Source organism: Kaistia defluvii (assembly GCF_026343955.1).
Taxonomy (GTDB): Bacteria; Pseudomonadota; Alphaproteobacteria; order Rhizobiales; family Kaistiaceae; genus Kaistia; species Kaistia defluvii.
The window spans coordinates 554,893-579,569 of the sequence record NZ_JAPKNI010000004.1 but is presented as its reverse complement, the minus strand read 5'-3'; the positions used below and the strand labels follow the sequence as shown (position 1 = coordinate 579,569).

Annotated in this window: 20 protein-coding genes; 19 read left to right on the top strand and 1 reads right to left on the bottom strand. The window is 67.4% G+C overall.

The annotated features are described in order from the left end of the window. The first annotated feature begins 37 nt into the window (after positions 1–37). From OSH10_RS13625 to OSH10_RS13535, 19 genes are all read left to right on the top strand, one after another. Positions 38–481, top strand: coding sequence for an NlpC/P60 family protein (locus OSH10_RS13625; protein WP_266332333.1), 444 nt, complete (start codon positions 38–40; stop codon positions 479–481). Then, positions 481–4,350: a baseplate multidomain protein megatron gene (locus tag OSH10_RS13620; protein WP_266332332.1), complete on the top strand. Its 3,870-nt coding sequence runs from the start codon at positions 481–483 to the stop codon at positions 4,348–4,350. Before OSH10_RS13625 ends, OSH10_RS13620 begins: the two co-directional genes overlap by 1 nt. Continuing rightward, entirely contained in the window at positions 4,343–4,681 is a 339-nt protein-coding gene (locus tag OSH10_RS13615) for a DUF2793 domain-containing protein (RefSeq protein WP_266332331.1), read from the top strand. Before OSH10_RS13620 ends, OSH10_RS13615 begins: the two co-directional genes overlap by 8 nt. Positions 4,682–5,060: 379 nt before the next feature. Beyond that, the gene (locus OSH10_RS13610) at positions 5,061–5,318 is read left to right on the top strand and encodes a spike base protein, RCAP_Rcc01079 family (protein ID WP_266332329.1); all 258 of its coding nucleotides are present in this window, start codon (positions 5,061–5,063) and stop codon (positions 5,316–5,318) included. Then, positions 5,318–6,676, top strand: a complete 1,359-nt coding sequence (locus OSH10_RS13605) for a hypothetical protein (RefSeq protein ID WP_266332327.1) — start codon at positions 5,318–5,320, stop codon at positions 6,674–6,676. The genes OSH10_RS13610 and OSH10_RS13605 overlap by 1 nt, the downstream gene beginning before the upstream one ends. A gap of 179 nt (positions 6,677–6,855) precedes the next feature. Beyond that, entirely contained in the window at positions 6,856–7,743 is an 888-nt protein-coding gene (locus OSH10_RS13600; RefSeq protein WP_266332326.1) for a glycoside hydrolase family protein, read from the top strand. Beyond that, positions 7,743–8,126 (top strand): hypothetical protein, encoded by a 384-nt coding sequence (locus tag OSH10_RS13595; RefSeq protein ID WP_266332325.1) that lies wholly within the window; start codon positions 7,743–7,745, stop codon positions 8,124–8,126. Before OSH10_RS13600 ends, OSH10_RS13595 begins: the two co-directional genes overlap by 1 nt. Positions 8,127–8,191: 65 nt before the next feature. Next, positions 8,192–8,506 (top strand): PepSY domain-containing protein, encoded by a 315-nt coding sequence (locus OSH10_RS13590; protein WP_266332324.1) that lies wholly within the window; start codon positions 8,192–8,194, stop codon positions 8,504–8,506. 4 nt (positions 8,507–8,510) lie between these two features. After that, positions 8,511–9,200: a response regulator transcription factor gene (locus tag OSH10_RS13585; protein WP_266332323.1), complete on the top strand. Its 690-nt coding sequence runs from the start codon at positions 8,511–8,513 to the stop codon at positions 9,198–9,200. Between the two features lies 1 nt (position 9,201). Continuing rightward, entirely contained in the window at positions 9,202–10,563 is a 1,362-nt protein-coding gene (locus tag OSH10_RS13580) for an ATP-binding protein (protein WP_266332322.1), read from the top strand. Positions 10,564–10,665: 102 nt separating this feature from the next. Further along, on the top strand, positions 10,666–11,106 hold the full coding sequence (locus OSH10_RS13575; protein WP_266332320.1) for a hypothetical protein: 441 nt from the start codon (positions 10,666–10,668) through the stop codon (positions 11,104–11,106). 78 nt (positions 11,107–11,184) lie between these two features. Further along, a complete protein-coding gene (ccmI, locus tag OSH10_RS13570; protein WP_266332319.1) occupies positions 11,185–12,327 on the top strand; it encodes a c-type cytochrome biogenesis protein CcmI in 1,143 nt (380 codons plus the stop codon). Between the two features lie 9 nt (positions 12,328–12,336). Beyond that, entirely contained in the window at positions 12,337–12,807 is a 471-nt protein-coding gene (ccmE, locus tag OSH10_RS13565) for a cytochrome c maturation protein CcmE (protein ID WP_266332318.1), read from the top strand. Then, the gene (locus OSH10_RS13560) at positions 12,804–14,783 is read left to right on the top strand and encodes a heme lyase CcmF/NrfE family subunit (RefSeq protein ID WP_266332317.1); all 1,980 of its coding nucleotides are present in this window, start codon (positions 12,804–12,806) and stop codon (positions 14,781–14,783) included. Before ccmE ends, OSH10_RS13560 begins: the two co-directional genes overlap by 4 nt. A 4-nt stretch (positions 14,784–14,787) precedes the next feature. Continuing rightward, positions 14,788–15,246: a cytochrome c-type biogenesis protein gene (locus OSH10_RS13555; RefSeq protein WP_266332316.1), complete on the top strand. Its 459-nt coding sequence runs from the start codon at positions 14,788–14,790 to the stop codon at positions 15,244–15,246. A gap of 232 nt (positions 15,247–15,478) precedes the next feature. Continuing rightward, on the top strand, positions 15,479–17,011 hold the full coding sequence (locus tag OSH10_RS13550) for a Do family serine endopeptidase (RefSeq protein WP_266332315.1): 1,533 nt from the start codon (positions 15,479–15,481) through the stop codon (positions 17,009–17,011). A gap of 146 nt (positions 17,012–17,157) precedes the next feature. Beyond that, positions 17,158–17,838 carry a response regulator transcription factor gene (locus OSH10_RS13545; protein ID WP_266332314.1) on the top strand — a complete coding sequence of 227 codons (681 nt, stop codon included), beginning with the start codon at positions 17,158–17,160 and terminating at the stop codon, positions 17,836–17,838. Continuing rightward, positions 17,822–19,216, top strand: coding sequence for an ATP-binding protein (locus OSH10_RS13540; RefSeq protein WP_266332313.1), 1,395 nt, complete (start codon positions 17,822–17,824; stop codon positions 19,214–19,216). The genes OSH10_RS13545 and OSH10_RS13540 overlap by 17 nt, the downstream gene beginning before the upstream one ends. Positions 19,217–19,227: 11 nt before the next feature. After that, positions 19,228–22,218, top strand: coding sequence for a bifunctional [glutamine synthetase] adenylyltransferase/[glutamine synthetase]-adenylyl-L-tyrosine phosphorylase (locus tag OSH10_RS13535; protein ID WP_266332312.1), 2,991 nt, complete (start codon positions 19,228–19,230; stop codon positions 22,216–22,218). A 30-nt stretch (positions 22,219–22,248) separates the two neighbouring features. On the opposite strand, the gene OSH10_RS13530 is transcribed toward OSH10_RS13535, so the two are convergent. Continuing rightward, positions 22,249–24,573, bottom strand: coding sequence for a PAS domain-containing sensor histidine kinase (locus OSH10_RS13530; protein WP_266332311.1), 2,325 nt, complete (start codon positions 24,571–24,573; stop codon positions 22,249–22,251). Between the last annotated feature and the right edge of the window lie 104 nt (positions 24,574–24,677).

The following is a 24,677-nucleotide window of genomic DNA, read 5'->3' as shown; positions in this document are numbered from 1 at the left end:
AGCCGGAGGAACCTCGCAGATTCGGCAGGGGATCGAAATGGCAAACCCTCTCTCCCGCCAGGCGGTCGTCGACGCGGCCCTGGCCTGGCTCGGCACGCCCTATCGGCACCAGGCATCGCTTCGCGGCGTCGGCTGCGATTGCCTCGGCCTGGTGCGCGGAGTCTGGCGCGAACTCTATGGCGGCGAGCCGGAAGAAATGCCGGCCTACACGGCCGACTGGGCCGAGGCGCGCGGCAAGGACACGCTGGCCGAGGCCGCCGGTCGTCACATGGCTTCCGTTCCGCTCGATGCGGCGACGACGGGCGACCTGCTGCTGTTCCGCTGGCGCGAAAACCTGCCGGCCAAGCACGCGGGGATCCTGATCGCGCCGGATCGCTTCCTGCATGCGCATGACGGCGCCGCCGTCGCCACCGCCGCTCTCTCTCCCTGGTGGCGCCGGCGTGCTGCCTTCGCCTTTCAATTTCCAGGAGTGACCGACTGATGGCGACCCTCGTCCTGCAGGCGGCCGGCGCCGCGATCGGCGGTCTGTTCGGTCCGGTCGGCGCGATCCTCGGCGGCGCGGTCGGCGCCGTGGCCGGCTATGCCGTCGACCAGACCCTCTTCGGCCAGAACATCGAGGGGCCGCGCCTCTCCGATCTCTCGGTGCAGCGTTCGGAGGAGGGCACGCCCATCCCGCGTGTCTATGGCCGAGCCCGGCTGGCCGGTCAGGTCATCTGGGCGACGCGCTTCCAGGAGGTGAAGCAGGAGGAGGGCGGCAAGGGCGGCCCGACCGTCACCACCTACTCCTATTATGCCAATTTCGCCGTCGGCATCTGCGAAGGGCCGATCGCCCGCATCGGTCGCGTCTGGGCCGATGGCGATCTGATCAATCTCGCGGATGTGCACCATCGCGTGCATCTGGGCGGGGAGGACCAGCCGGCCGACAGCCTGATCGAGGCCCGGCAGGGCACGACGGGAACGCCAGCTTATCGCGGCACGGCGATGGTCGTGTTCGAGCGGATGCCGATCGGCGACTATGGCAACCGGCTGCCGCAGTTGTCCTTCGAGGTGTTCCGCCCGGTCGGCGGCGTCGAGGACGAGATCCGCGCCGTCGTCATCATCCCCGGCGCGTCGGAATTCGCCTATGATCCTCTGCCGGTCTACACCTCGAAGGGGCGGGGCCGGCGCGTTACCATCAACCGCCATGTCGATGGCGCGCGCACCGACTGGGAAGCCTCGGTCGACGAATTGCAGGCGCTTTGCCCCCTTCTCGAGCGGGCGGCGCTGGCCGTCTCCTGGTTCGGCGACGATCTGCGCGCCGGCCACTGCACGGTCGCGCCGCGCGTCGAGGATTATTCGACGGTCACGAGCCCGACCTCGTGGCGCGTCGCCGGGCTGAACCGCTCCGCGGCGCGCGCGGTCAGCCGCATCGACGACCGGCCGGCCTTTGGCGGGACGCCCTCCGACGCCAGCGTCATTCGCGCGATTCAAGATCTGAAGGCGCGCGGCATCGCCGTCACCTTTTATCCCTTCCTGATGATGGATATCCCGGCCGATAACGCGCTGCCGCATCCCTATTGGGACGCGACCCAGCCGGCCTATCCCTGGCGCGGCGAGATCACCACCTCGATCGCGCCGGGCCGCGCCGGCACGCCGGACAAGACGGCGGCGGCGGCAATCGAAATCGCCAGCTTCGTCGGCACGGCGGCGCGGACGGATTTCTCCGTCTCGGGCGGCGCGGTGCACTATTCCGGGCCGGATGAATGGACCTACCGACGGATGGTCCTGCACGCGGCGTATCTCTGCAAGGCGGCCGGCGGGGTGGACGCCTTTCTCATCGGCTCGGAATTGCGCGGGCTGACGACGCTGCGCTCCGATGCCTCGACCTATCCCTTCGTCGCGGCGCTGCAAGCGCTTGCCGCCGATGTGCGGATCATCCTGCCGGCCGCTGACATCACCTATGCCGCCGACTGGAGCGAATATTTCGGCCATCAGCCGGGCGACGGCTCCGGCGATGTGCATTTTCATCTGGATCCGCTCTGGGCCCACGATGCGATCGACGCGATCGGCATCGACAGCTACGTGCCCTTGTCCGACTGGCGCGACGGTTCCGATCATCTCGACGCGGCGGTAGCCGAAAGCGGCCGCGACGTCGATTATCTCAGGGCCAACATCGCCGGCGGCGAGGGTTTTGACTGGTACTATGCGAGCGACGCCGATCGCCTGGCGCAGGTCCGCTCGCCGATAAGCGATGGCGGCGCGGGCAAGCCCTGGGTGTTCCGCTACAAGGACCTGGTGAACTGGTGGTCGAACCCGCATTTCGACCGGCCGGGCGGCGTCGAGGCGACGACCGCAACCGCCTGGACGCCGAAATCGAAGCCGATCTGGTTCACCGAGATCGGCTGCGCCGCGATCGACAAGGGCGCCAACGAGCCGAACGTCTTTCCCGATCCGAAGGTCGGTGGCGCCCGGTTGCCGCATTTTTCCAATGGCGGCCGCGATCCTCTGATGCAGGAGCGGTTCCTGACCGCCGTGCTCGGCTATTGGGACCCGGCCTCGCCCGATTTCGTCGCGACGAACAATCCCGTCTCCGAACTCTATGCCGGCCGCATGGTCGATCCCTCGCGAACCTATGTCTGGTCCTGGGATGCCCGGCCTTATCCGGCCTTTCCGCAGCTGACGGACGTCTGGTCGGATGGCGGCAACTGGCAGACCGGGCACTGGCTGAACGGAAGGCTCGGCAACCTGACCACCATCCGCCTGGTCGAGCGCATTCTCCGGGATTACGGCTTCGAGCCCTATCGTGTCGGCGATCTCGACGGGCTGGTCGATGGCTTCGTGATTGCCCGCGTCGGTTCGGCCCGGCAGGCATTGCAGGGCCTTGCCGAAGCGCTCGGCTTCGAGGCGGCGGAATCGGGCGATGTCGTCCGCTTCATCCGGCGCGGCCTGCCGAGATTGACGCTGACGCCGGCCGATCTGGTCGAGGATGGCGAGCAGCCCCTGCTCGCCATCCGCCGAGCACAGGAAACCGAGCTGCCGGCCGAACTCGCCTTCGGCTTCATCGACGGCGCCGGTGACTATCGCGACCGCGTCGTCGCCTCGCGCCGGCTGGAGGCGGCGGGGCATCGGCAGGCGACGCTTTCGACCGGCATCGTCACCGACGATGCGCTGGCCGTCGCGCTCGCCGATCAGCGCCTGCAGGAAATCTGGGACGGCCGAGAGACGGTGTCCCTAGGGCTGACCGATCGCCGGCTGGCGATCGAGCCGGCCGATGTCGTGACGCTGCTCCGGCCCGAGGGGCGCACGAGCTTTCGCGTCACCAAGGTCGAGGACGGCCTGGCGCGGCGCATCGAGGGCCGAACGGTCGATCCGTCTGGCGCACCGGTTCCGGCCGGCGGCGGCACGGTCGGCACGCCGGAATGGTCCGCCGATCCCGGCCCGCCCGACGTCATCGTTCTCGACCTGCCGTCCCTGGCGGGCAGCGAAGCGACGGCGGCGCGCGTGGCGGTGTTCGCCGATCCCTGGCCGGGCGCCTTCGGCCTTTCGATCGGCTCGCCGGACGCCGGTTTCCCCCTGCGCCAGATCGTGCCGCAGGCGGCGACTGTCGGCACCATCGCGGATGCGGTGCCGTCGGGTCCGGTCGGGCGCTGGGATCGCAGCACGACGCTCGACGTGTCCCTACCGGCTGGCGCGCTCGCGGGATTGCCGGACGAGGCTGTGCTGAACGGGCGCAACATCGCGGCGATCGGCAACGAGGCGGATGGCTTCGAGGTCATCCAGTTTCGCTCGGCGGAATTGATCGCTGCCGGGCTCTGGCGGGTCTCCGGCCTGCTGCGCGGGCAGGGCGGCACGTCGGATCTTGCCGCGCGCGGTCATGCGGCAGGGGCACGCTTCGTGCGCATCGACGCCGCGACACCCCCGCTCGAGCTCGATCCCTCCGAGATCGGCCTGGCCCGCACCTTGCGGGTAGGGCCGCTCGCCATCGCCTATGATCCCGATCGCTTCACCACGCAGGATTTCACCGTCGCCGGTCGTTGGCGGCTACCCTTCGCACCGGCCCATCTTCGCGGGGGCCGCGATGTGGCGGGAGACATCGCGCTCTCCTGGATCCGCCAGACGCGGCTCGGCGGGGATGGCTGGGAACAGGTCGAGGTGCCGCTCGGCGAGGCGGCCGAGGCCTACCGGGTCGATCTGCTCGAGGGAGCGCTGCTGCGGGCGAGCTTCGACACCACCGTGCCGTCGCTGGCACTGTCGGCGGGCGACCTCGCGGCGGTGCTGAGCGCGCCGGAGGCATCCTTCACCGTCCGCGTCCGCCAGCTGAGCGCCACGGCGGGACCGGGCATCGCAACGGAGATCCTTGTTCATGGCTGACCAGACCGCCCATCTCGGGCTGCCCTATCTCGCGCCCTCGCAGGCCCAGAAGCACGTCACCCACAACGAGGCGCTGCGCCGTCTCGACGGGCTGGTCCAACTCGCGGTCGAGGCCGTCGATGCGGTCGCGCCGCCGGGCTCCCCGGCCGAGGGTGAACGCCATCTGCTCGGACCCAGCCCGACCGGCGACTGGGCCGGGCAGGGCGGCGATCTCGCCGTCTACGCCGATGGCGCCTGGTGGTTCGCCACGCCCGAGATCGGCTGGCTCGCCTTCGACAAGGTGACCGAGACAGTGATCGTGCGGAAGGCGGCGGGCTGGGCGAGCGTGTGACGCGGTCTGGCTCATTTCCCTGTCCGTTGCTTCGACGCATCCTCCACCTCCGGCGTCATCCTCGCGCAGGCGAGGACCCATTCATCCGACGCCCGGGGCGTTTCGAAGGATCTTCGAGCGCCTGGCCCCAAGCAAGCCCGTCTGCATGGATCCTCGCCTTCGCGAGGATGACGGCGAGTGTGGGGCGAGGGCGAGTGGGGGCGAGGACGAGTGTGGGGCGAGGGCGAGGGCCTCAGGCGCTCGCCTCCGGGGCCTTGCTTCTCCCGCTCCCGCGCGCCGGAGAGGGCTGGGGTGAGGGCTCTTCGTCCCCAAGAAACCGGCTCCGCCGGATGCGCAACCCATGAACCAAAACCCATGAACAAGAACCATGGAGATCATCATGAGCGATCCCTTTGCCGGGGTGGCGTCGGGCCTTTCGGGTCCGGCGACGCGCCACTTCGCCGTTTCGCCTTCGGACAGCGCGGATCTCGTTGTTCGTCCTCGCGCGCTGGTTTTCCAGACCGATGGCAACGCCGTGCTGCGCGACGAAGGCGGCGTCGATATCACCTACAGCCGCTATGCCGGCGATGTCCTGCCGATCCGCGCCGTGCGGGTGCTGGCGACCGGCACGACGGCGACGCTGGTCGGGTGGATCTGATGCGGATGCCTCGTCTCGGCATCACGGCGCGGACGCGGGCCGGGCGGCGCGTGGCGCCGCCTTCCGGCCTCGGCTTCCCCTTCGCCGACCATCCGCTGGCCATCCGCCAGCGCGGAAGCCGCTATCTCTGCGATGTCAGGCCGGAAGCCTATGCGACCGCCGCGTTGGCCGGCCCGAGCTACTTCGTCGACCTTGCCACCGGCAATGACGGCAATGCCGGCACCAGCTGGGGCGCGGCGGTAAAGTCGATCTACGTCGCGACCCAGCTTGGCAATGCCGGCGGCGTTCCGTTCCAGGTGTCCGTGAAGGCCGGCGTCTATCCGCGCGCCAACAGCTTCACCAATAGCGGTCCGATGGTGATCCCGACCCAGCCGGTGGCCTATCGCGCGGTGGGCGGCCGGGTGACCTGCTGGGCCGGCGGGGACCTCGGCTGGCCGGCTTCGCCGGATGGCACCTACGGTAATTGCTACGCGGTCGCCCGCTCCAACGTGACTGCCGTACTCGATCTGGCTCATCCCAATTCGTTTGGCGAACCGGGGGAACTGGCGCGGGTGGCGGATGCGGCGAGTTGCAACGCGACGGCCGGATCCTGGGCGCAGGTCGGCGGCACGCTCTACGTGCATCGTGCCGATGGCGCTGCACCGACCAATGCCAACACCCGCGTGCTGCTCGTCGTCGACGCCTTCGCACTCGATGGCACCGCCCAGTCGGTCTATCTCGAGGGCTTCGATTTCCAGGGCGGGGCCAATGGTGGCGTGGTTGTCCAGGGCGTGGCGACGCGGTCGCTGGTTTTCGTCGATTGTTCCGCCCGATATGCCGGCGGTCCGAGCCATCTCTATGACGGCTTCCGTATCTTCGACACCACCGGCCTTGTCGTCCTGGTGCGTTGCATCGCTGCCTCCAACGCCAAGGACGGCTTCAATTTCCATTGGGGGCAGGGTGGCACGCCCTCGCTGTACCATCTGTCGGTCGATTGTCGGGCGTATGGCAATGGCCGCTATGTCAGCCAGTCCAACAACGGGCTGACCAGCCATGACGGGCTGGTCGGCATCGACGTGGGCGGGCTCTATCATGACAATTTCGGCGGCAATGTCGTGTCCAACGGGGAGTCGCGGCTCTGGTGCCTCGGTACCGAGGCGCGCGACAGTCTCGGCGACGGTCCGCGCGGCGGGGCGGTCGCGCCCGTCGATTTCAACACCCAGGAAACGGCGATGTTCTGGCTGGAGCGGACCAGGTCGTCCGGCTCGGCCCGGTCGCTGGTTGCCAGCGACGCCTCGGCGGTTTGGGTGCGTGCGCACCGGGCGGGCGAAGGGCAGGCGCAAATCGTCTCGCCGGGTGCGGTGATCGCGCCGTACTGACAGGGGTGAAAAAAAGAGAACCCGCCGCTGGGGGGGGAGCGGCGGGTTCTTTTCGGCTTTTGGCCTGGGATGAGTTGCCTGAGCATCTCGCGATATCAACACCGCAGCGTGGCAACGGTTCCCGGGCCTTTCAATTTTTCTTGAAAAATTTCGCGCGCCTCGCAGAGCGGAGATTGGGCATGGCTGAAATCACGCCGGCGGGGCTGGAGCAGCTCGTCGCCGAAGAGGGCGAGGTGCTGCGCGCTTACCGCGACGTGGCCGGGGTATGGACCATCGGCGTGGGCCTGACGGCGGCGTCCGGCGTGGTAGCGCCCAAGGCCGGCATGGTGATCACCCGCGTGGAGAGCCGGCGGCTTCTCGCGGCCGCGCTGGCCAGCCGCTACGAGCCAGCCGTTGCCGCCGCGATGCCGGGCGCGCCGGCGCATGCCTTCGACGGCGCGGTGTCGTTTCATTTCAACACCGGCGCGATCGCGCGCGCCTCCTGGGTGAAGGCCTGGCGCGAGGGCGACGCGATCGCGGCGCGAGCCGGCATCGTCGCCTGGAACAAGGCGGGAGGCCGGGTCGTCGAAGGCCTGTCGCGTCGCCGGGCGCGCGAGGCGGACCTCATCCTTCTGGGACGCCGCATCCTTCAGCCAGCCGGGTTCGCAGCCCTTCGCCTCGGCGATGCCGGAGAGGCGGTGCGCGCCCTGCAGGCGGAGCTTGTGAAGGCCGGCATCGAGGCGGGGCCGATCGACGGCCGGTTCGGAGCCGAGACGGAAAAGGCGGTTCGCGCCTTCCAGGCGGCCCATCCGAACCTCACCGTCGACGGCATTGTCGGCCCGGCGACGCGGGCGCAGATCGCCCGGGTCGTCGCGGCGCGGAAAGCGCTGGCGGCGACCGCCGCCGGCGGCGCGCTGGCCACCGGGGGCGCTGGCGTCGTGCCCGTCGATGGATCCGCCATCGATCCTGCCCTGCCGCCCGGAGCGATCGTCCTGGCCGTGGCGCTGCTGGCCCTTGGCGCGCTGGCCATTGTCGGCTGGCGCCACCGCGACGAAATCCGTTCCCTGATCCGGCTCTGGAGGTCCTGATGATCCGGCTGCCCACGCTCAATCCCGTCGATATCGTCCTCGGCGCGCTGGAAGGCGCGGTCAATCGCATGGCCGGCCGAGCGGACAATCCGCTTACGCCCGACATGGCGCCGCGCATCACCAAGGCCATCATCGCGGAGGTTGCCGCCGACCCCGCCGTGATCCATGCGTCGAACGCCGAGCCGTGGTACGCTTCGCGCGTCACCTGGAGCGCGATCATCGCCGCGCTGGCGCCGATCCTGGGTCTCGTTTTCGGCCATTCGATCTCGGCCGAGGATCAGGCGTCGCTCGGCCAGATCGCCGTGGCGATCGGAACGCTCGTCGGCGCCGGGCTGACGCTCTACGGCCGTTGGATGGCGCGCGCGCCCATTGGTGGAAAGTGATACGGTTCGCGTGAAAGTTGCCGGCATTCAGATCGTGTTCATATGGACACGCCTAGGACGGGGGCATGTCGAAGAACTTCATCGCAATCCTCTTTCTGGCCGCCATGTTCGTCTGGTTCGGGTCCCCCGGATACGGTCCGTCCGCGGCATATGGCGATACGTGCCTGTCGCAGGGCGAGGCGCGTCAGGCCGTCCAGAACGGCGACGCCATATCTTTGAGCGAAATCCGTGGTTCACTGGCGGATGGCGGCGAAGTGGTTTCGGCGCAACTCTGCAGGGCCGGCAATCGCCTCGTCTACATCGTCAACGTGCTTGGCAGTGGCGGCGAGGTGAAGCGCGTGCGCGTCGATGCACGCAGCGGCTCGATCATGGGACGCTAGGGAAATGCGCATTCTCGTCGTTGAAGACGATCCGGACCTGAACCGCCAGCTCACCGAGGCCCTGAAGACGGCCGGCTATGTCGTGGATTCCGCGAGGGATGGCGAGGATGGTCATTTCCTCGGCGATACCGAACCCTATGACGCGGTCGTGCTCGACATCGGCCTGCCACGCATGGATGGCATCAGCGTGCTGGAGGCGTGGCGCCGGGCCGGCCGCAAGATGCCGGTACTCATCCTGACCGCGCGCGATCGCTGGAGCGACAAGGTGCAGGGCATCGACGCCGGCGCCGACGATTATGTCGCCAAGCCCTTCCACATCGAGGAGGTGCTCGCCCGCATCCGCGCCCTGGTGCGCCGCGCCGCCGGCCATGCCACCAACGAGATCGAATGCGGCCCGGTTCGCATCGACACCAAATCCGGCCGCGTCACGGTCGATGGAAACCCCGTCAAGCTCACGGCGCACGAATACAAGGTGCTCGAATATCTGATGCACCATCGCGACCGCGTCGTGTCGCGCACCGAACTGATCGAGCATCTTTACGACCAGGACTTCGATCGCGATTCCAACACCATCGAGGTGTTCGTCGGCCGGCTGCGAAAGAAGGTTTCGGGCGATCTGATCGAGACGGTGCGCGGTCTCGGCTACCGGGTGGTGACGCCGGGAACGGCAACGGCCGGCGGCGGCGCCGACTGACATGCGGGTCAATTCGCTCGCGTTTCGGCTGATCGCCGGCGCGTCGCTCTGGAGCGCGATCGCCTTGGTCGTAGCCGGCGTGATCCTGACCTCGCTCTACCGCGATACGGTCGAGCGTGCCTTCGACGAGCGGCTTTCCGTCTATCTTAAGACCCTGGTCGGCAATCTCGCTACCCAGGCGCCCGGGCAATTGGGCGACCCCGGCAATCTCGGCGAGCAGCGCTTCGAGCTGATCTATTCCGGCTGGTACTGGCAGATCCGCCAGGTCAATGGACCGGTGCTGCTCGCCTCGCGCTCGCTGTCCACCGACACGCTGGACATCGCCAACGCGACGTCGCGCAACTCCGTCGATGGCGTCGAGCAGGCGACGATGGAAGGGCCGGACAAGCAGCAATTGCGTGTCCTGCAGCGGACCATTACCTTCGACGTCGACCACCGTTATGACGTGCTGGTCGCCGGCAACGCGTCGGAGCTCAAGGAGGAGATCGCCGATTTTCGCGCCAGTGTCGCGCTGACGCTGGCCGTCTTCGGCATCGGCCTGGTTGCTTCCACGGCGTTCCAGATCCGATGGGGCCTGCGGCCGCTCGAGAAGGTGCGGCGGGGGCTCGCGGCGCTGCGAAGCGGCAAGGAGCAGACCCTCGATGGACCGTTCCCGGCCGAGATCGAGCCGCTCGCCAGGGAGCTCAACGCGCTGATGGCATCTAACCAGCAGATCATCGAGCGCGCGCGCACCCATGTCGGAAATCTCGCGCATGCGTTGAAGACGCCGCTCAGCGTCATCACCAACGAGGCCCGCTCGGATCAGGGCCGGCTTTCGGCCAAGGTCGGCGAGCAGGCCGAGATCATGCGGATGCAGATCAATCATCATCTTGACCGTGCCCGCATCGCGGCGCGCTCGCAGGTGATCGGCGCGGTCACCGAGGTCGAGCCGGTTCTGGCGCGGCTGGTCCGGGCGATGCGCCGCATCCACGAGGATCGTGGCCTTTCCATCGACCTGCGCACCGCGCCGGACGCGCGCTTCCGCGGCGAGCAGCAGGATCTCGAGGAAATGGTCGGCAACCTCGTCGACAATGCCTGCAAATGGGCCGCGTCCAAAGTCGCCATCGAGGTCGCCTATATCCCGGCGGTCGGCGAGATCGACGGGTCGCTGGTGATCCGCGTCGATGATGACGGCCCCGGATTGACCGAAGCGGAGAGGCTGGAGGCGACCCGGCGCGGCAAGCGGCTCGACGAGAGCAAGCCGGGTTCCGGCCTGGGCCTGTCGATCGTCACCGATCTGGCCTCGCTCTATGAGGGAGCCTTCGAGATGGATCGCTCGCCGCTCGGTGGACTGCGCGCGGAAGTCCGGCTGCCCGCCGGCTGAGTTGGTTTGGAATCGCATTTCCGCCATGCTGGTATCGGATCTGCGAATCCGCGGCTCGGGGGGCGTTCCCTCGAATCGCTGGCACATACGGGGTGGTTGATCATGCGGCTGGGTGCTTGGCTTGTCTTGGGACTGGTTGCGACGAGCTTGGCCGGCTGCATCAGCGCAGGGGGCAGGGACGGCCTGGCCGGTACGCTCGGCAATTCGGTCGGCGCCGCCGGACGCAGTTCCGCCCCACCGCCGGGCGCCCTGATCGGCGGCGTCGCCGGGCAGTCGATCGGCAGGGGACTGGACGAGCGGGAGCGCCAGCGCGCCGAGCAGGCGGAGTTCCAGGCGCTCGAATATGGCCGGCCGGGTTCGCCGATCGACTGGCGCGGCGATCGCGAGGGCTTTCGCGGCGAGGTGGTTCCGGGGCCGCGCTACCGCGTCAACGCCTATGACTGCCGCGACTACACGCACCGGATCTGGGCGGGCGGAGAGCCGCAGGTCGCGCGCGGCACGGCCTGTCGCCAGGCCGAGGGTGGCTGGCGTCCGATCAGCTAGGCGGTCGCGTTCCCGCCGCGACAGAATGCGGCGTGCGCGTCGCTGGCGGACAGGCTAGAACGCGTCCAGGAACAGACCATGCTTCTTTGGATTGTCATGGCCGTGTTGACGGCCGCCGCCTCGCTTGCCGTGCTCATTCCCCTGGGCAGGCAGCCGCACGCCCCCGCTCATGCCGGCGCGGCCCGCTCGATCTACCGCGATCAACTGGATGAACTCGTGCGCGATCGCGAGCGCGGCCTGATTGGCGATGCCGAAGCGGATGCGGCCCGAATCGAGATTTCGCGCAGGCTGCTCAACAGCGATTCCGGCGCGGCCGCCGAGGCTCCGGCGCCCCCTCCCGCCTACCGGATCGAACGGCTGGTGGCGCTCGTCCTCCTCCCGCTGCTGGCCTGCGGCATCTATCTCTATGTCGGCTCGCCGCAACTGGCCGATCGGCCGGCAGTCAACCGCGCGGCCGAGCCGACGGCGCAGGGCAATGTCGACGACCTGATCGCCAAGGTCGAATCCCATCTTGCCGCCAATCCCGAGGATGGGCGCGGCTGGGAGGTCCTCTCGCCGATCTACATGCGGCTGGGGCGCTTTGACGACGCTGTCCGTGCCCTCGGCAATGCCAAGCGCCTGCTCGGATCGACCGCTGAGCGGGAGTCGCTCTATGGCGAGGCGCTGACTCGGGCGAGCGGCAATGTCGTCACGGAAGAGGCCCGCGCCGCCTTCGACCGGGCGCTCAAGTTCGATCCCGACGACGTGCGTTCCCGCTTCTTCCTCGCCATGGCGCTGGGCCAGGCCGGGCAGAAGGACGACGCCATCGCGGCGTGGAAGGCATTGATTGCGTCCGCGCCTGCCGATGCGCCCTGGCTTGCGGCGGCACAGGCCGAACTGGCGCAGTTTCAGCCGACCTCGACCGTCACCGCTGCCGCACCGACGGCGGGGCCGGTCGCTCCCGGGCCGACGGCCTCCGACATTGCCGCCGCCGCGCAGCAGAGCCCGGCGGAGCGGCAGCAGATGATCGAGGGCATGGTGTCGGGCCTCGCGGCAAGGCTGGATGCGGATCCCAAAGACACCACCGGTTGGGAACGGCTGTTCCGTGCCTATATGGTGCTTGGCAAGCCGGACGAGGCCCGCGCAGCGCTCCTTCGCGCTCGTGCCAGCCTGGCTGAAAAGCCGGAACTTCTCGCCGTCGTCGAGCAGGCGGCACGTGACATTGGCATCGGCAAGGATTGATCGTTCGACATGACGCGTAAGCAGCGCCGCCTGACCCTCATCAGCCTTGCCGGCGTCGTGCTGGCGAGTGCCGTCGGGCTCGTGCTCTTTGCCCTGTCGGACGGCATCACCTTCTTCACCTCTCCCTCGGATGTGCTAGCGAAGCCGCCATCGGTGGATCAGCGCGTGCGGCTTGGCGGCCTCGTCGAGCGGGGCTCGATCGTCAAGGAGGCGGACGGCGTCGTCCGATTCGCGGTGACGGACGGCAAGGCGACGGTGCCCGCGCGTTATGTCGGCATCCTGCCGGACCTGTTCCGTGAAGGACAGGGCGTCGTGGCCGAGGGCAAGGTCGATGGCAGCGGCCTGTTCGTGGCCGACACGGTGCTGGCCAAGCATGACGAGACCTACATGCCCAAGGAAGTCGTCGACGCGCTGAAGAAGAGTGGTGAATGGCGGCCTGAGGACGGCGACGGTCCCGCGCCGCAGACGGTGCAGCGATGATCGTCGAGATCGGCCACTACGCGCTCGTCCTGGCGCTGGTTCTGGCGCTGGCGGGCGGCACGCTGCCCTTCTGGGGCGCCTTGCGCGGTGACAACAGGCTGATGGCGGTCGCCTCGACCACCTCGGTGGCGCAGTTTCTGTTCGTCGCGGTGAGCTTCGCGGCGCTGACTTACGCCTATGTCGTCTCCGATTTCTCGGTCCAGAACGTGGTCGAGAATTCCCATTCGCTGAAGCCGCTGCTCTACAAGATCTCCGGCGTCTGGGGAAACCATGAAGGCTCGATGCTGCTCTGGGTGTTGATCCTGGTGCTCTTCGGCGCGCTCGTGGCTGTGTTCAGCGAGAACCTGCCGTTGAAGCTCAAGGCGCTGGTGCTGGCGGTCCAGTCCTGGATCAGCGCAGCCTTCCTGTTCTTCATCCTGATCGCCTCCAATCCCTTCCTGCGGCTCGATCCGGCGCCGCTGCAGGGGCATGACCTCAACCCGCTGCTGCAGGATGTCGGTCTCGCGATCCATCCGCCGCTGCTCTATCTCGGCTATGTCGGCTGCTCGATCTCGTTCGCCTTCGCCATTGCCGCGCTCATCGACGGCCGCATCGACGCGGCCTGGGCCCGCTGGGTGCGGCCCTGGACGCTGACGGCCTGGTGCTTCCTGACGCTCGGCATCGCCATGGGCTCCTACTGGGCCTATTACGAACTCGGCTGGGGCGGCTGGTGGTTCTGGGATCCTGTCGAGAATGCGAGCTTCATGCCCTGGCTCGCTGCAACCGCGCTGCTGCATTCGGCGATCGTCATGGAAAAGCGCGAGGCGCTGAAGATCTGGACGATCCTGCTCGCCATCCTGACCTTCTCGCTGTCGCTGCTCGGCACCTTCCTGGTGCGATCCGGCGTGCTCACCTCGGTGCATGCCTTCGCCACCGACCCGACGCGCGGGATCTTCATCCTGTGCATTCTCTGTGTCTTCATCGGCGGCGCCTTCTCGCTGTTCGCGGCGCGGGCGGGACAGCTCAGCCAGGGCGGCCTGTTCGCCCCGATCAGCCGCGAGGGCGCGCTTGTCCTCAACAACCTGCTGTTGACGGCCGCCTGCGCGACCGTCCTGGTCGGCACGCTCTATCCGCTCGCGCTGGAAGCGTTGACGGGCGAGAAGATCTCGGTCGGCGCGCCGTTCTTCGACATGACCTTCGGCCCGATGATGGTGCCGCTGCTGATCGCCGTGCCGTTCGGCCCGCTGCTGGCCTGGAAGCGTGGCGACATCGTCGCGGCCGGGCAGCGGTTGCTGTTCGCCTTCGGTGCGGCGATGGCGGTGGTCATCCTCGGTCTCGCCCTGATGGGAACGCCCTCGGCGCTGGCGCTGTTCGGGGTTGCGCTGGCCGTATGGCTGATGGTCGGCGCGCTGTCGGAAATCGCCTTCCGCATCAAGCTCGGCCGCGTGTCGCCGGCGGAAAGCTGGCGGCGCGGCGCGGGACTGCCGCGCTCGGCCTGGGGCACGATGGTCGCGCATTTCGGGGTCGGCGTCACGGTGCTCGGCATCGTCGGATCCACGGCCTGGAACAGCGAGACCATCGTCACGCTGAAGCCCGGCGAGGCGGTGACGATCGGCTCGCGGACGCTGACCATGGACGGATTCGTTCCGATCAGCGGCGGCACCTATACCGGCACGGGCGTGCGCTTCACGGTTCGCCAGGGCGGCAATGTCGTGGCGACGATGGAGCCTGAAAAGCGGCTCTACACCGTCCCGAACACGCCGACGACCGAGGCCGCGATCAACACCTTCGGCTTCTCCCAGCTCTATGTTTCGCTCGGCGACATCTCGGCCGACGGCTCGACCGTCGTCCGGGTCTACTGGAAGACGCTGATCGCCCTGATCTGGCTGGGTGCGCTCGTGATGACGGCGGGCGGCATGCTCTCGCTTTCCGACCGTCGCCTGCGCGTCGGCGCCCCGAAGCCGGCCCGGCGCCCTGTCGCCGTACCGGCGGAGTAGCGTCATGCGCCGGACAATGCTTGCTTTTGGGTTCCTGGTCGCCGCCTGGCCGGCTTTCGCCGCGGTCCAGCCGGACGAAATCCTCAAGGACCCCGTTCTGGAGGCGCGCGCCCGCGCCCTGTCGGCCGAACTGCGCTGCCTCGTCTGCCAGAGCCAGTCGATCGACGATTCGGACGCCACGATCGCCCGCGACTTGCGCGTCCTGGTTCGCGAACGCCTGCAGGCAGGCGACAGCGATGCGGCGGTCAAGGCGTTCCTGGTCGATCGCTACGGCGAATATGTCCTGCTGAAGCCGCGCCTGACATGGCACACGATCGTGCTCTGGGGCGCCCCGCCGGCCTTGCTTGTCGTCGGCGGCGCCCTGGCTATCGGCGTCTTCCGGCGCCGTCGCGTCGCCACCGTGACCGGTCTGACGGCCGACGAGGAGGCCCGTGTCGAGGCCTTGCTGGCGCGCGAGGAATAGCAGACCGCCGCGCTCCATTTCGTCGTAGCGCAAGTTCTAGCTATCCCCTTGTTTCAATTGTTATTTCTACGCGATTCTTCGACCCGCCCGTCCGTCTTTCGCGGCTTCGCTGCGAACATTACCAACGTTTCATGATGGTGACAGGCGGCTGTAACGTTCCCTCGGCCATTCTCCGTCCTATGAGCAGCGACCCCCCGCGTTGCTTTCCATTTTGTACGTGACGGAGACCATCATGACCGAACAGAATCCCGCTCCGAAGTCCACTCAGCCACGGCTCCGCAGCCGCGCCTTGCTCGGCACGGCGCTTGCCGCCCTGATCGTTGGCGGAATCGCGGGACAGGCCGTGGTCAGCTCGCATACCCCGGCTTATGCCGAGGCTGTTCGCGTCCAGCCGCAGACGCTTCCGAGCTTCGCCGACCTTGTCGAGAAGGTGAAGCCGGCTGTTGTCAGCGTTCGCGTCAAGCAGACGGTGACCGAGGCGGATGCTGCCGGGGTCGACTCGTTCGGCTTCCCGAATCCGGACCAGTTCCCGCCCGGATCGCCGATGGAGCGCTTCTTCCGCCAGTTCCAGGATCAGCGCGGCCCGCAGGGCCAGGCCCCGAACCGCATGCAGCGTCCGAAGCCCCGCCAGTCGGTGGCACTCGGTTCCGGCTTCTTCATCTCGGAAGACGGGTACGTCGTCACCAACAACCACGTTGTGGATGGCGCGACCGAATTCACCGTCAGCAATTCGGACGGCAAGGAATTCAGCGCCCGCCTGATCGGCACCGACGAGAAGACCGATCTGGCGCTGCTGAAGGTCGATGATGCCGAGAAGTTCACCTATGTCGATTTCGCCAAGGGGCACTCGCGCGTCGGCGACTGGGTCGTCGCGGTCGGCAACCCGTTCGGTCTCGGCGGGACGGTGACGGCCGGTATCGTATCGGCGCTGGGCCGTGAGATCGGCGCCGGTCCGTATGACGACTTCATCCAGATCGATGCCTCGGTGAACAAGGGCAATTCCGGTGGCCCGACCTTCAATCTCGCCGGTGAAGTGATCGGCATCAACACTGCGATCTACTCGCCGTCGGGCGGCAGCGTCGGCATCGCCTTCGACATTCCGGCCGCGACCGCCGAGCGTGTCATCAAGGACCTGAAGGATCACGGCGAGGTCGTGCGCGGCTGGCTCGGTGTCCAGATCCAGCCGGTCACCAAGGATATCGCCGACAGCCTCAACCTGAAGGAAGCCAAGGGCGCGCTCGTCAGCGAGCCGCAGGAAGGCAGCCCCGCGCTGACCGCCGGCATCAAGTCGGGCGACGCGATCCTGACGGTCGACGGCAAGACCGTCGAAGACGCCCGCAACCTGGCCCAGATCATCGCCGGCTACTCGCCCGATACCACGGTGAAGCTCGGCATCTGGCGCAACGGCAAGGCAGAGGAAGTCAGCGTCAAGCTCGGCAAGCTGCCCGGCTCGGAGAAGCAGGCCAGCGCCAAGCAGGCCGAGGACAAGACGGCTTCGGTCGCCGATCTCGGACTGTCGCTGTCCGCTTCGCCGGATGGCAAGGGCGTCGTGGTTTCCGATGTCGATCCGAATGGATCGGCGGCGGAGCAGGGCCTCCAGACGGGCGACGTCATTCTCGCAGTCGGCGGCAGTGAGGTTGCGCGTCCCGGCGACGTCGAGCGTGAAGTCGTCGATGCCAAGAAGCAGGGCATGAAGGCCGTGCTGATGCGGATCAAGTCTGGCGACCAGACGCGCTTCGTGGCGCTGCCCTTCGGCAAGGCATAGGCCTCGTCTCCATGGCCTGCGGAAGTGCCGTGTGAGCCCCGCGACACTTCCGGCGGGCTTGGGGCAGGCGGGATTTATCCCGCCTGCCCGCCTTTTTATGACAAGGCAGTTGTGCCCCCGGTTGCAAATACGGCTATCGTAAACCCATGCGAATCCTGCTCGTCGAAGATGATCGTGAGACCGCCAGCTACCTGGTGAAGGCCCTGCGCGAGGTGGGGCATGTTCCCGATCACGCCGCCGATGGCGAGGAGGGCGCGTTCCTCCTGGACGCCAACAAGTACGACGTCATCATCGTCGATCGCATGCTTCCCAAGAAGGATGGCCTGACGCTGGTCGAGGAGACGCGGCGCAAGGGCAACGATACGCCCGTGCTGATCCTGTCCGCGCTCGGCCAGGTCGATGATCGTGTCACGGGTCTCCGGGCCGGCGGCGATGATTATCTCGCCAAGCCCTATGCCTTCGCCGAGTTGCTGGCGCGCATCGAGGTGCTGGCGCGCCGACGCAAACCCGGCGAGGCGGAAACCCTGCTGAAGGTCGGGGAGCTCGAGCTCGACCGGCTCAGCCATCTGGTCCGCCGCGGCGACATCAACATCCCCCTGCAGCCGCGCGAATTCCGCCTGCTCGAATATCTGATGAAGCATGCCGGACAGGTCGTGACCCGCACCATGCTGCTCGAGAATGTCTGGGACTATCACTTCGATCCGCAGACCAACGTCATCGACGTGCATATCTCCAGGCTGCGTTCCAAGATCGACAAGGGTTTCTCCGAGCCGCTTCTGCACACGGTTCGGGGCGCGGGATACATGGTCCGTGACGGCGTTCGGTAAGGTCGTTCGCACCACCGCGTTCAAGCTCTCCGCGATCTATTTCGTCGTCTTCTCGGTCTTTGCGATCGCCTTCGTCGGCTGGATCACGCGCGAGACCGATCGTTTCCTGACGCAGCAGGTTCGGGACACCATCGAGGCGGAGATCGGCGTGCTGGCCGACGAAGGCCTCCGCAGCGGGCTGACCGGCATTGTCGCCGCCATCGAGCAGCGCAGCCGCGTGCCCGGCGCCAGCCTGTATGTCGTGACGGATTCCGAGGGGCGCGTGGTCGCGGGCAATGTCACCGAGGTGCCGCCTGCGCTTCTCAAGCTGAGCGGTCTCGAGCCGGTCACGGTCCCCTACAAGCGGCTGGAAGGCGAGACGTCGCACCACATCGCCATGGTGCAGGTCTTGCCGCTGCCCAACGGCTTCCGCATGCTGATCGGCCGCGACATCAGCGAGATCGAGCGCATCCGCGAACTGATCGGCAAGGCGATGATCAGCGCCGTGGTGCTGCTGATCTTCCTGGCGCTGGTATCCTGGTTCTTCGTCAGCCGCCGCGTGCTGAAGCGGATCGACTCCGTCACCGCCACCAGCCGCCAGATCATGGCGGGTGATCTTTCCGGCCGACTGGAGGTGACGCCTGCCGGCGACGAGTTCGACCGCCTGGCGGAAAACCTCAATGCCATGCTCGATCGCATCGTGCATCTGCTGCATGGCCTGAAGGACGTCTCCGACAACATCGCGCATGATCTGAAGACGCCGCTGACGCGCCTGCGCACGCGCGTCGAGACGACCTTGGCGGGGCCGGCTGAAATCGAGGCCTATCGCGCGGCGCTCGAAGCCACGATCGAGGAATCGGACCAGCTGATCCGCACCTTCAACGCGCTGCTGATGATCGCGCGCGTCGAAGCCGGTTCCCCGGACGGCGCGCTCGGGCCGCTCGACATGGCGCAGATCGCGGCCGATGTCGTGGAGTTCTATGAGCCCGTGGCCGAGGAAGCCGGCGTCGCGCTGAAGCTCTCTGTCGAAGGCCCGCTGCCGCTGCACGGTAGCCGCGAGCTGATCAGCCAGGCCCTGACCAACCTGCTCGACAACGCCATCAAGTATGTCCAGACCGGCGATCCGGCGGTTGAGACGCCGGTGGTGACCGTCGCCGCGCAACAGGTCGAAAGCGAGATTGTCGTCTCCGTCAGCGACAATGGCCCCGGAATCCCCGAATCCGAGCGGCTTCGCGTCCTGCAGCGCTTCGTTCGGCTGGAAAAGAGTCGTTCACAGCCGGGCAGCGGCCTCGGCCTCAGCCTTGTCGACGCCGTCGTGAAGCTCCACCATGGTACGGTCGCGATGAGCGATGCCGGACCGGGACTTGTGGTGACCTTGCGATTCCCGGCCGAGACCTGAAGGACGGGATGATGGCCGCTACTGTTTCGCAACCGGCAGACGCGTCGGTTGGCGCTTCGCTTGCCACGTCCATCCAGACCGAGATCCGGCCGCCCAAGGCGACGCGGATGCGCGAGATCCTTCAGGATCTGCAGGCAGCGGCCAAGGAGGCCGACGTCGGATCCGCCTGGGCGGATCTGCTGCACGCCCACAAGGGGCTGGCGCCGTTCCTGGCGGCGGTGTTCGATGCGTCGCCCTTCCTGCGTCAGATCGCCCTCGATGATCCCGCGCGCATGGTCGCGATCCTCATCGCCGATCCCGACGCGCACTTCTCCCGCCGGATGGCCGAAGTCTCCGCGCTCTGGCGGGATACGGACGAGGCGACGCTGATGACCCGCCTGCGCCAGGCGCGGGCCGAAGTGGCTCTGCTGGTCGGGCTCGCCGATCTCGGCGGTATCTGGCCGGTCGAGCGCGTCACCGGCGCCCTGACCGCCTTCGCCGAGGCCGCCGTCAGCGCCACGGTCGACTTTCTCCTCGCCGAGGCGCACGCCTCCCGCAAGCTGACGCTCCCGCACCCGGACCAGCCCTCGCGTGGCTCGGGCTGGATTCTGCTCGGCATGGGCAAGTGCGGTGCGCGCGAGCTGAATTATTCCAGCGACATCGACCTGATCGTGCTGTTCGATCCGGAGCGGGCGGAGGTTGCCGATCCCGACGAGATCGGCGCGCTGTTCGTCAAGATGACGCGCCGGCTGGTGAAGATCCTGCAGGAGCGCACGCCCGACGGCTACGTCTTCCGCACCGATCTTCGCCTGAGGCCGGATCCGGGCTCCACCCAGGTCGCGATCTCGACGCTGGCAGCCTTTCTCTATTACGAGGCGAGCGGACAGAACTGGGAACGGGCTGCCATGATCAAGGCGCGCCCCTTCGCCGGCGACATCGAGGCCGGTGATGCCTTCCTCTCGGAACTCGCGCCGTTCATCTGGCGCAAATATCTCGACTTCGCGGCGATCGCCGACATCCATTCGATCAAGCGCCAGATTCATGATCATCGTGGCCACGACGCGGTCGCCGTCGCCGGCCACAACATAAAGCTCGGGCGCGGCGGCATTCGCGAGATCGAGTTCTTCGTCCAGACCCAGCAATTGATCGCCGGCGGGCGGGACCGCGAATTGCGCGGCCGGCGCACGCTGGACATGCTGGAGATCCTGCGCGCCAAGGGCTGGATCGCCGACGAGGCGGCGGCCGACATGGCGCGCTGCTACCGCTTCCTGCGCGCCATCGAGCACCGCCTGCAGATGATCGCCGACGAACAGACCCACACGCTGCCCGACAGCGAGGAGGAGCTGGACGTCGTCGCCCGCCTGATGGGCTTCAAGACCGTCAAGGCCTTCTCCAAGGCGCTGGTCGAGACGCTGGAGACGGTGCGGGACCACTACATCCAGCTTTTCGAGGCGGCGCCCTCGCTTTCCTCGACGCTGGGCAGCCTGGTCTTCACCGGCGACGACGAGGACCCCGAAACGGTCGCGACGCTGGCAAGCCTTGGCTACAAGAACCCGCGCGAAGTCAGCCGCACGATCCGGGGCTGGCATTTCGGCCGCTACGCCGCCATGCGTTCGGCCGCCGCCCGCGAGCGCCTGACCGAGATCACGCCGGCACTGCTGGAGGCTTTCGCCACCACGGACAATGCCGATGCGGCGTTCAATTCGTTCGACCGCTTCCTGGCCCGGTTGCCGGCCGGCGTTCAGCTCTTTGCGCTGCTCGGCTCCAATCCCGGTCTTCTCAATCTGCTCGCCACCATCATGGGCACCGCGCCGCGCCTGGCCGAGATCGTCACGGCGCGCCCGCATGTGCTGGATGCCGTGCTCGATCCGGCCTTCTTCGGCCGCCTGCCGGACCGCACGATCCTCACCGCGCGGCTGAAGAACATGCTGGCCGAGGCGGTGTCGCTGGAGGATGTGCTCGATCGCGCGCGCATCTTCGGCAAGGAGCAGGGCTTCCTGATCGGCGTCCGGGTGATCGCCGGCTCCGTCAGCACGCGCGCCGCCGGCATTGCCTATTCCGACCTGGCCGACCTGCTGGTCGCAACCCTGCTCGACCACGTCAAGATCGCGCTCGAAGCCCAGCATGGCCGCATCGCCAACAGCCGGATCGCACTGCTGGCGATGGGCAAGTTCGGCGGGCGCGAGATGACGGCCTCATCCGATCTCGACCTGATCCTGCTCTACGATTTTCCCGAGACAGAGAGCGGTTCGGACGGGGCGCGGCCGCTATCCGGCAGCCAGTATTATGCGCGCATGACGCAGCGCCTCATCGCCGCGATTTCGGCGCCGACGGCGGAGGGGTCGCTTTACGAAGTCGATTTCCGCCTGCGTCCCTCGGGCAATTCCGGCCCGCTCGCCACGCATATCCGCTCTTTCGTCGAGTATCAGAACAAGGAAGCCTGGACCTGGGAGCATATGGCGCTGACGCGGGCGCGCCCGATCCACGGCGATCCGACCCTTGTCGCCGAGGCCGTCGAGGATATCCGCGCCGTCCTCTCCACGCCGCACGATCCCAAGAAGGTCAAGCGCGACGTGCTGGAGATGCGCGTGCTTCTGGAGGAAGAGAAGACCGCCGAGGGGCCGTGGGACCTGAAGCAGGTGCCCGGCGGCCAGATCGATATCGAATTCATCGCGCAGTACCTGCAGCTCGTGCATGGCGCGGTCCATCCCGAAATCCTCGATGTCGAGACGGAAACCGTGCTGGCGGCGACATCGCGCACCGGGCTGCTGCCGGCGACCGAGGCGGAGATCCTGCTTCCCGCGCTCCGCCTCTATCAGCGGCTGGTTCTGATCCTGCGGCTCTGCGTCGATGGGCCGTTCCGGGCCAGCGAGGCGCCGCGCGGCCTGCTGGACCTGCTGTCCAGGGCGGGCGAACTGCCCGACTTCGCCACGCTCGACGCCCATGTCCAGGCGACGCAGAAGGATGTCCGGGCCTCGTTCGAGCGGATCATCGGCAAGGTTCGCAAGAGCAAGAAGGCCTAGGGTCGCTTTCGCTTTCCGCCAGGCCCGAGGTCATCGCGACGGTTCGGCGGAAGCCCCGAGCCTGAGCGCGACGCCGGCCGACGCGCCGGTCGGTGGCTCCAGCTGTTCGGTTGGCCGCAGCGGCAGGCGGATCGAGACGATCGTGCCCTTGCCCTCATGGCTGCGGATGCGCATCGCGCCCCCATGCAGTTCCGCGAGCGAGCGGGTGATGGCGAGGCCAAGGCCGGAACCCTTGTGGCTCTTGGTGAACTGGTTCTGCACCTGCTCGAACGGCCGGCCGAGCTTCTTCAGCGCTTCCTTCGGAATGCCGATGCCGTTGTCCTCGATCGTCAGCGTCACGGCGCCGCCGATCTTGCGGGCGCGGACGCTGATGTGACCGTTTTCCGGCGTGAACTTCACGGCATTCGACAGCAGGTTCAGCACCATCTGCTTCACCGCGCGACGATCGGCATGGAGGCCGAGCGAGCTTTCGAGGTCCGCCTCGATCGTCACCTTGCGGGCCGACGCTTCCGGCGACATCACGCGCGCGGCCTCGTCGACGATCTCGTCGAGCATCAACGGCTGCATGTCGAGCGTCATCCGGCCGGCCTCGATCCGGGCCATGTCGAGCACGTCGTTGATGACGTTGAGCAGGAAGTTGCCGCTGGCATTGATGTCCTGGCAATACTCGCCGTACTTCGGCGAGCCGAGCGGGCCGAACAGGCCGGACTTCATGATCTCCGAGAAGCCGATGATCGCGTTGAGCGGCGTGCGCAGCTCATGGCTGATATTGGCGAGGAATTCGGACTTGGTCCGGTTGGCGGTCTCGGCGCGATCCTTCTGCTCGGAGTACTTCTCCGCGAGATCGACCATCTCCTGTGCCTGCTGCTCCAGCTTCTGGCGCGACTGGCGCAGGTCCGCAATGGTTGCCATCAGGCGACGTTCGCCGTCGATCAGCTTTTCCTCGTGGCGCTTGATGGTGGTGATGTCGGTGCCGACCGACACGAAGCCGCCATCCTTGGTGCGGCGTTCGCTGATCTGCAGCCAGCGTCCATCGTTCAGCTGCGCCTCGAAGGAGCGCGCGCCTTCCTCGGCGCGGCCCTCGTTCGGGATCTGCGCCTGCACCACGGGCTGGCGCCCGGCCGCGATCACCTGGGCATAGGGGGTGCCGGCTTCCAGCGCCGAATCCGGAATGCCGTGCAGCTGCTGATACTTCGAATTGCACATGACGAGGCGGTTCTGGGTGTCCCACAGCACGAAGGCCTCGGAGATCGTCTCGATGGCGTCGCGCAGGCGGATGTCGGCGGTGCGCGAGCTCTCGGCCAGGCGCATCTGCTCGGTCACGTCGACGGCAATGCCGATCAGGTGCGGCTCTGTGCCATCGGCATCCACCAGCTCGACGCGGATCCGGAGCCAGACATAGCTGCCGTCGGCCTTGCGCATGCGGAACATGCGGTCGACCGTCGTCTCGTTGGCCTCATAGAGCGCCTCGACCAGGTTCATCAGGTCGCCATCGTCGGGATGGACAAGCTCGTTCACCTCGCCGAAGCCGAGCAGCGTGTCCCGCGGTGGGAGTCCCACCAGCTCGAACATCGATTTCGACCAGAACAGGCGTCCGCGCGCGACGTCCCAATCCCAGAGTCCGCAGCGGCCCCGGCGCAGCGCCGTGTCGAAGCGGTCATAGGTCTCCTGGTAGATGATGTCGGCTTCCTGGGCGCGGGCGGACTGCGAGAAATAGCCGTAGAGGATGACGAGCAGGATGCCGCTGGTGCCGACGAAGATCGAGACGTTGAGCGAGACGTCGGCGCGCCAGTCTCGGTAGATCGCCGGGAAGGGCGTTGCGACGGCGACGAAGCCGAGCCGTCCGTTCAGGTGGCGCAGCGTCGCGAAGGCCGGCTGGTCGCCATCGACGTTGATCTTCAGCACGCCGGCACGGTCGCCGAAGATCACCAGGGGCTGGGCGCCGCTGACGATCTCGGTGAAGCTGCGGTTCTCCTCGGTGGCGGAGCGCGGCGAGGTGGCGATGACGCGGCCGGTTGCGTCGGCGACATAGATGCGCTGGCCGGCATCGGCGGCGCTTTGCGGCACGAGATTGTCGAGCGTGTTCTGGACCGCCATCGGGTAGCGATCGGTCGACAGCGTCGGCTCCGCCTGGTCGAGCGAGAGGGCGAGGTAGGACGCGACCATGCCCATCAGGTCGCGCGCCTGGTTCTCGCGCTCCATGCGCAGGTCGTAGAGCTGAACGAAGCGCGCCAGCGCGACGATCATCAGGAAGATGATGATGAGGACGGGGATGCAGCGACGCAGGATCGGCTCGGACGAGACGAGCTTTTCGTAGGCCGGCTTGGCCAGAAGCCGAGCGTGACCTTTGATCATCTGCTTGCGTCGAAACAGTACCCCTGCAATAGGCATGCGCTCGCTCGCAGACGCACTGGCTGTATCTGCCCGCGCCATCTCAGCCCCCCGATGTCGGCTATCAT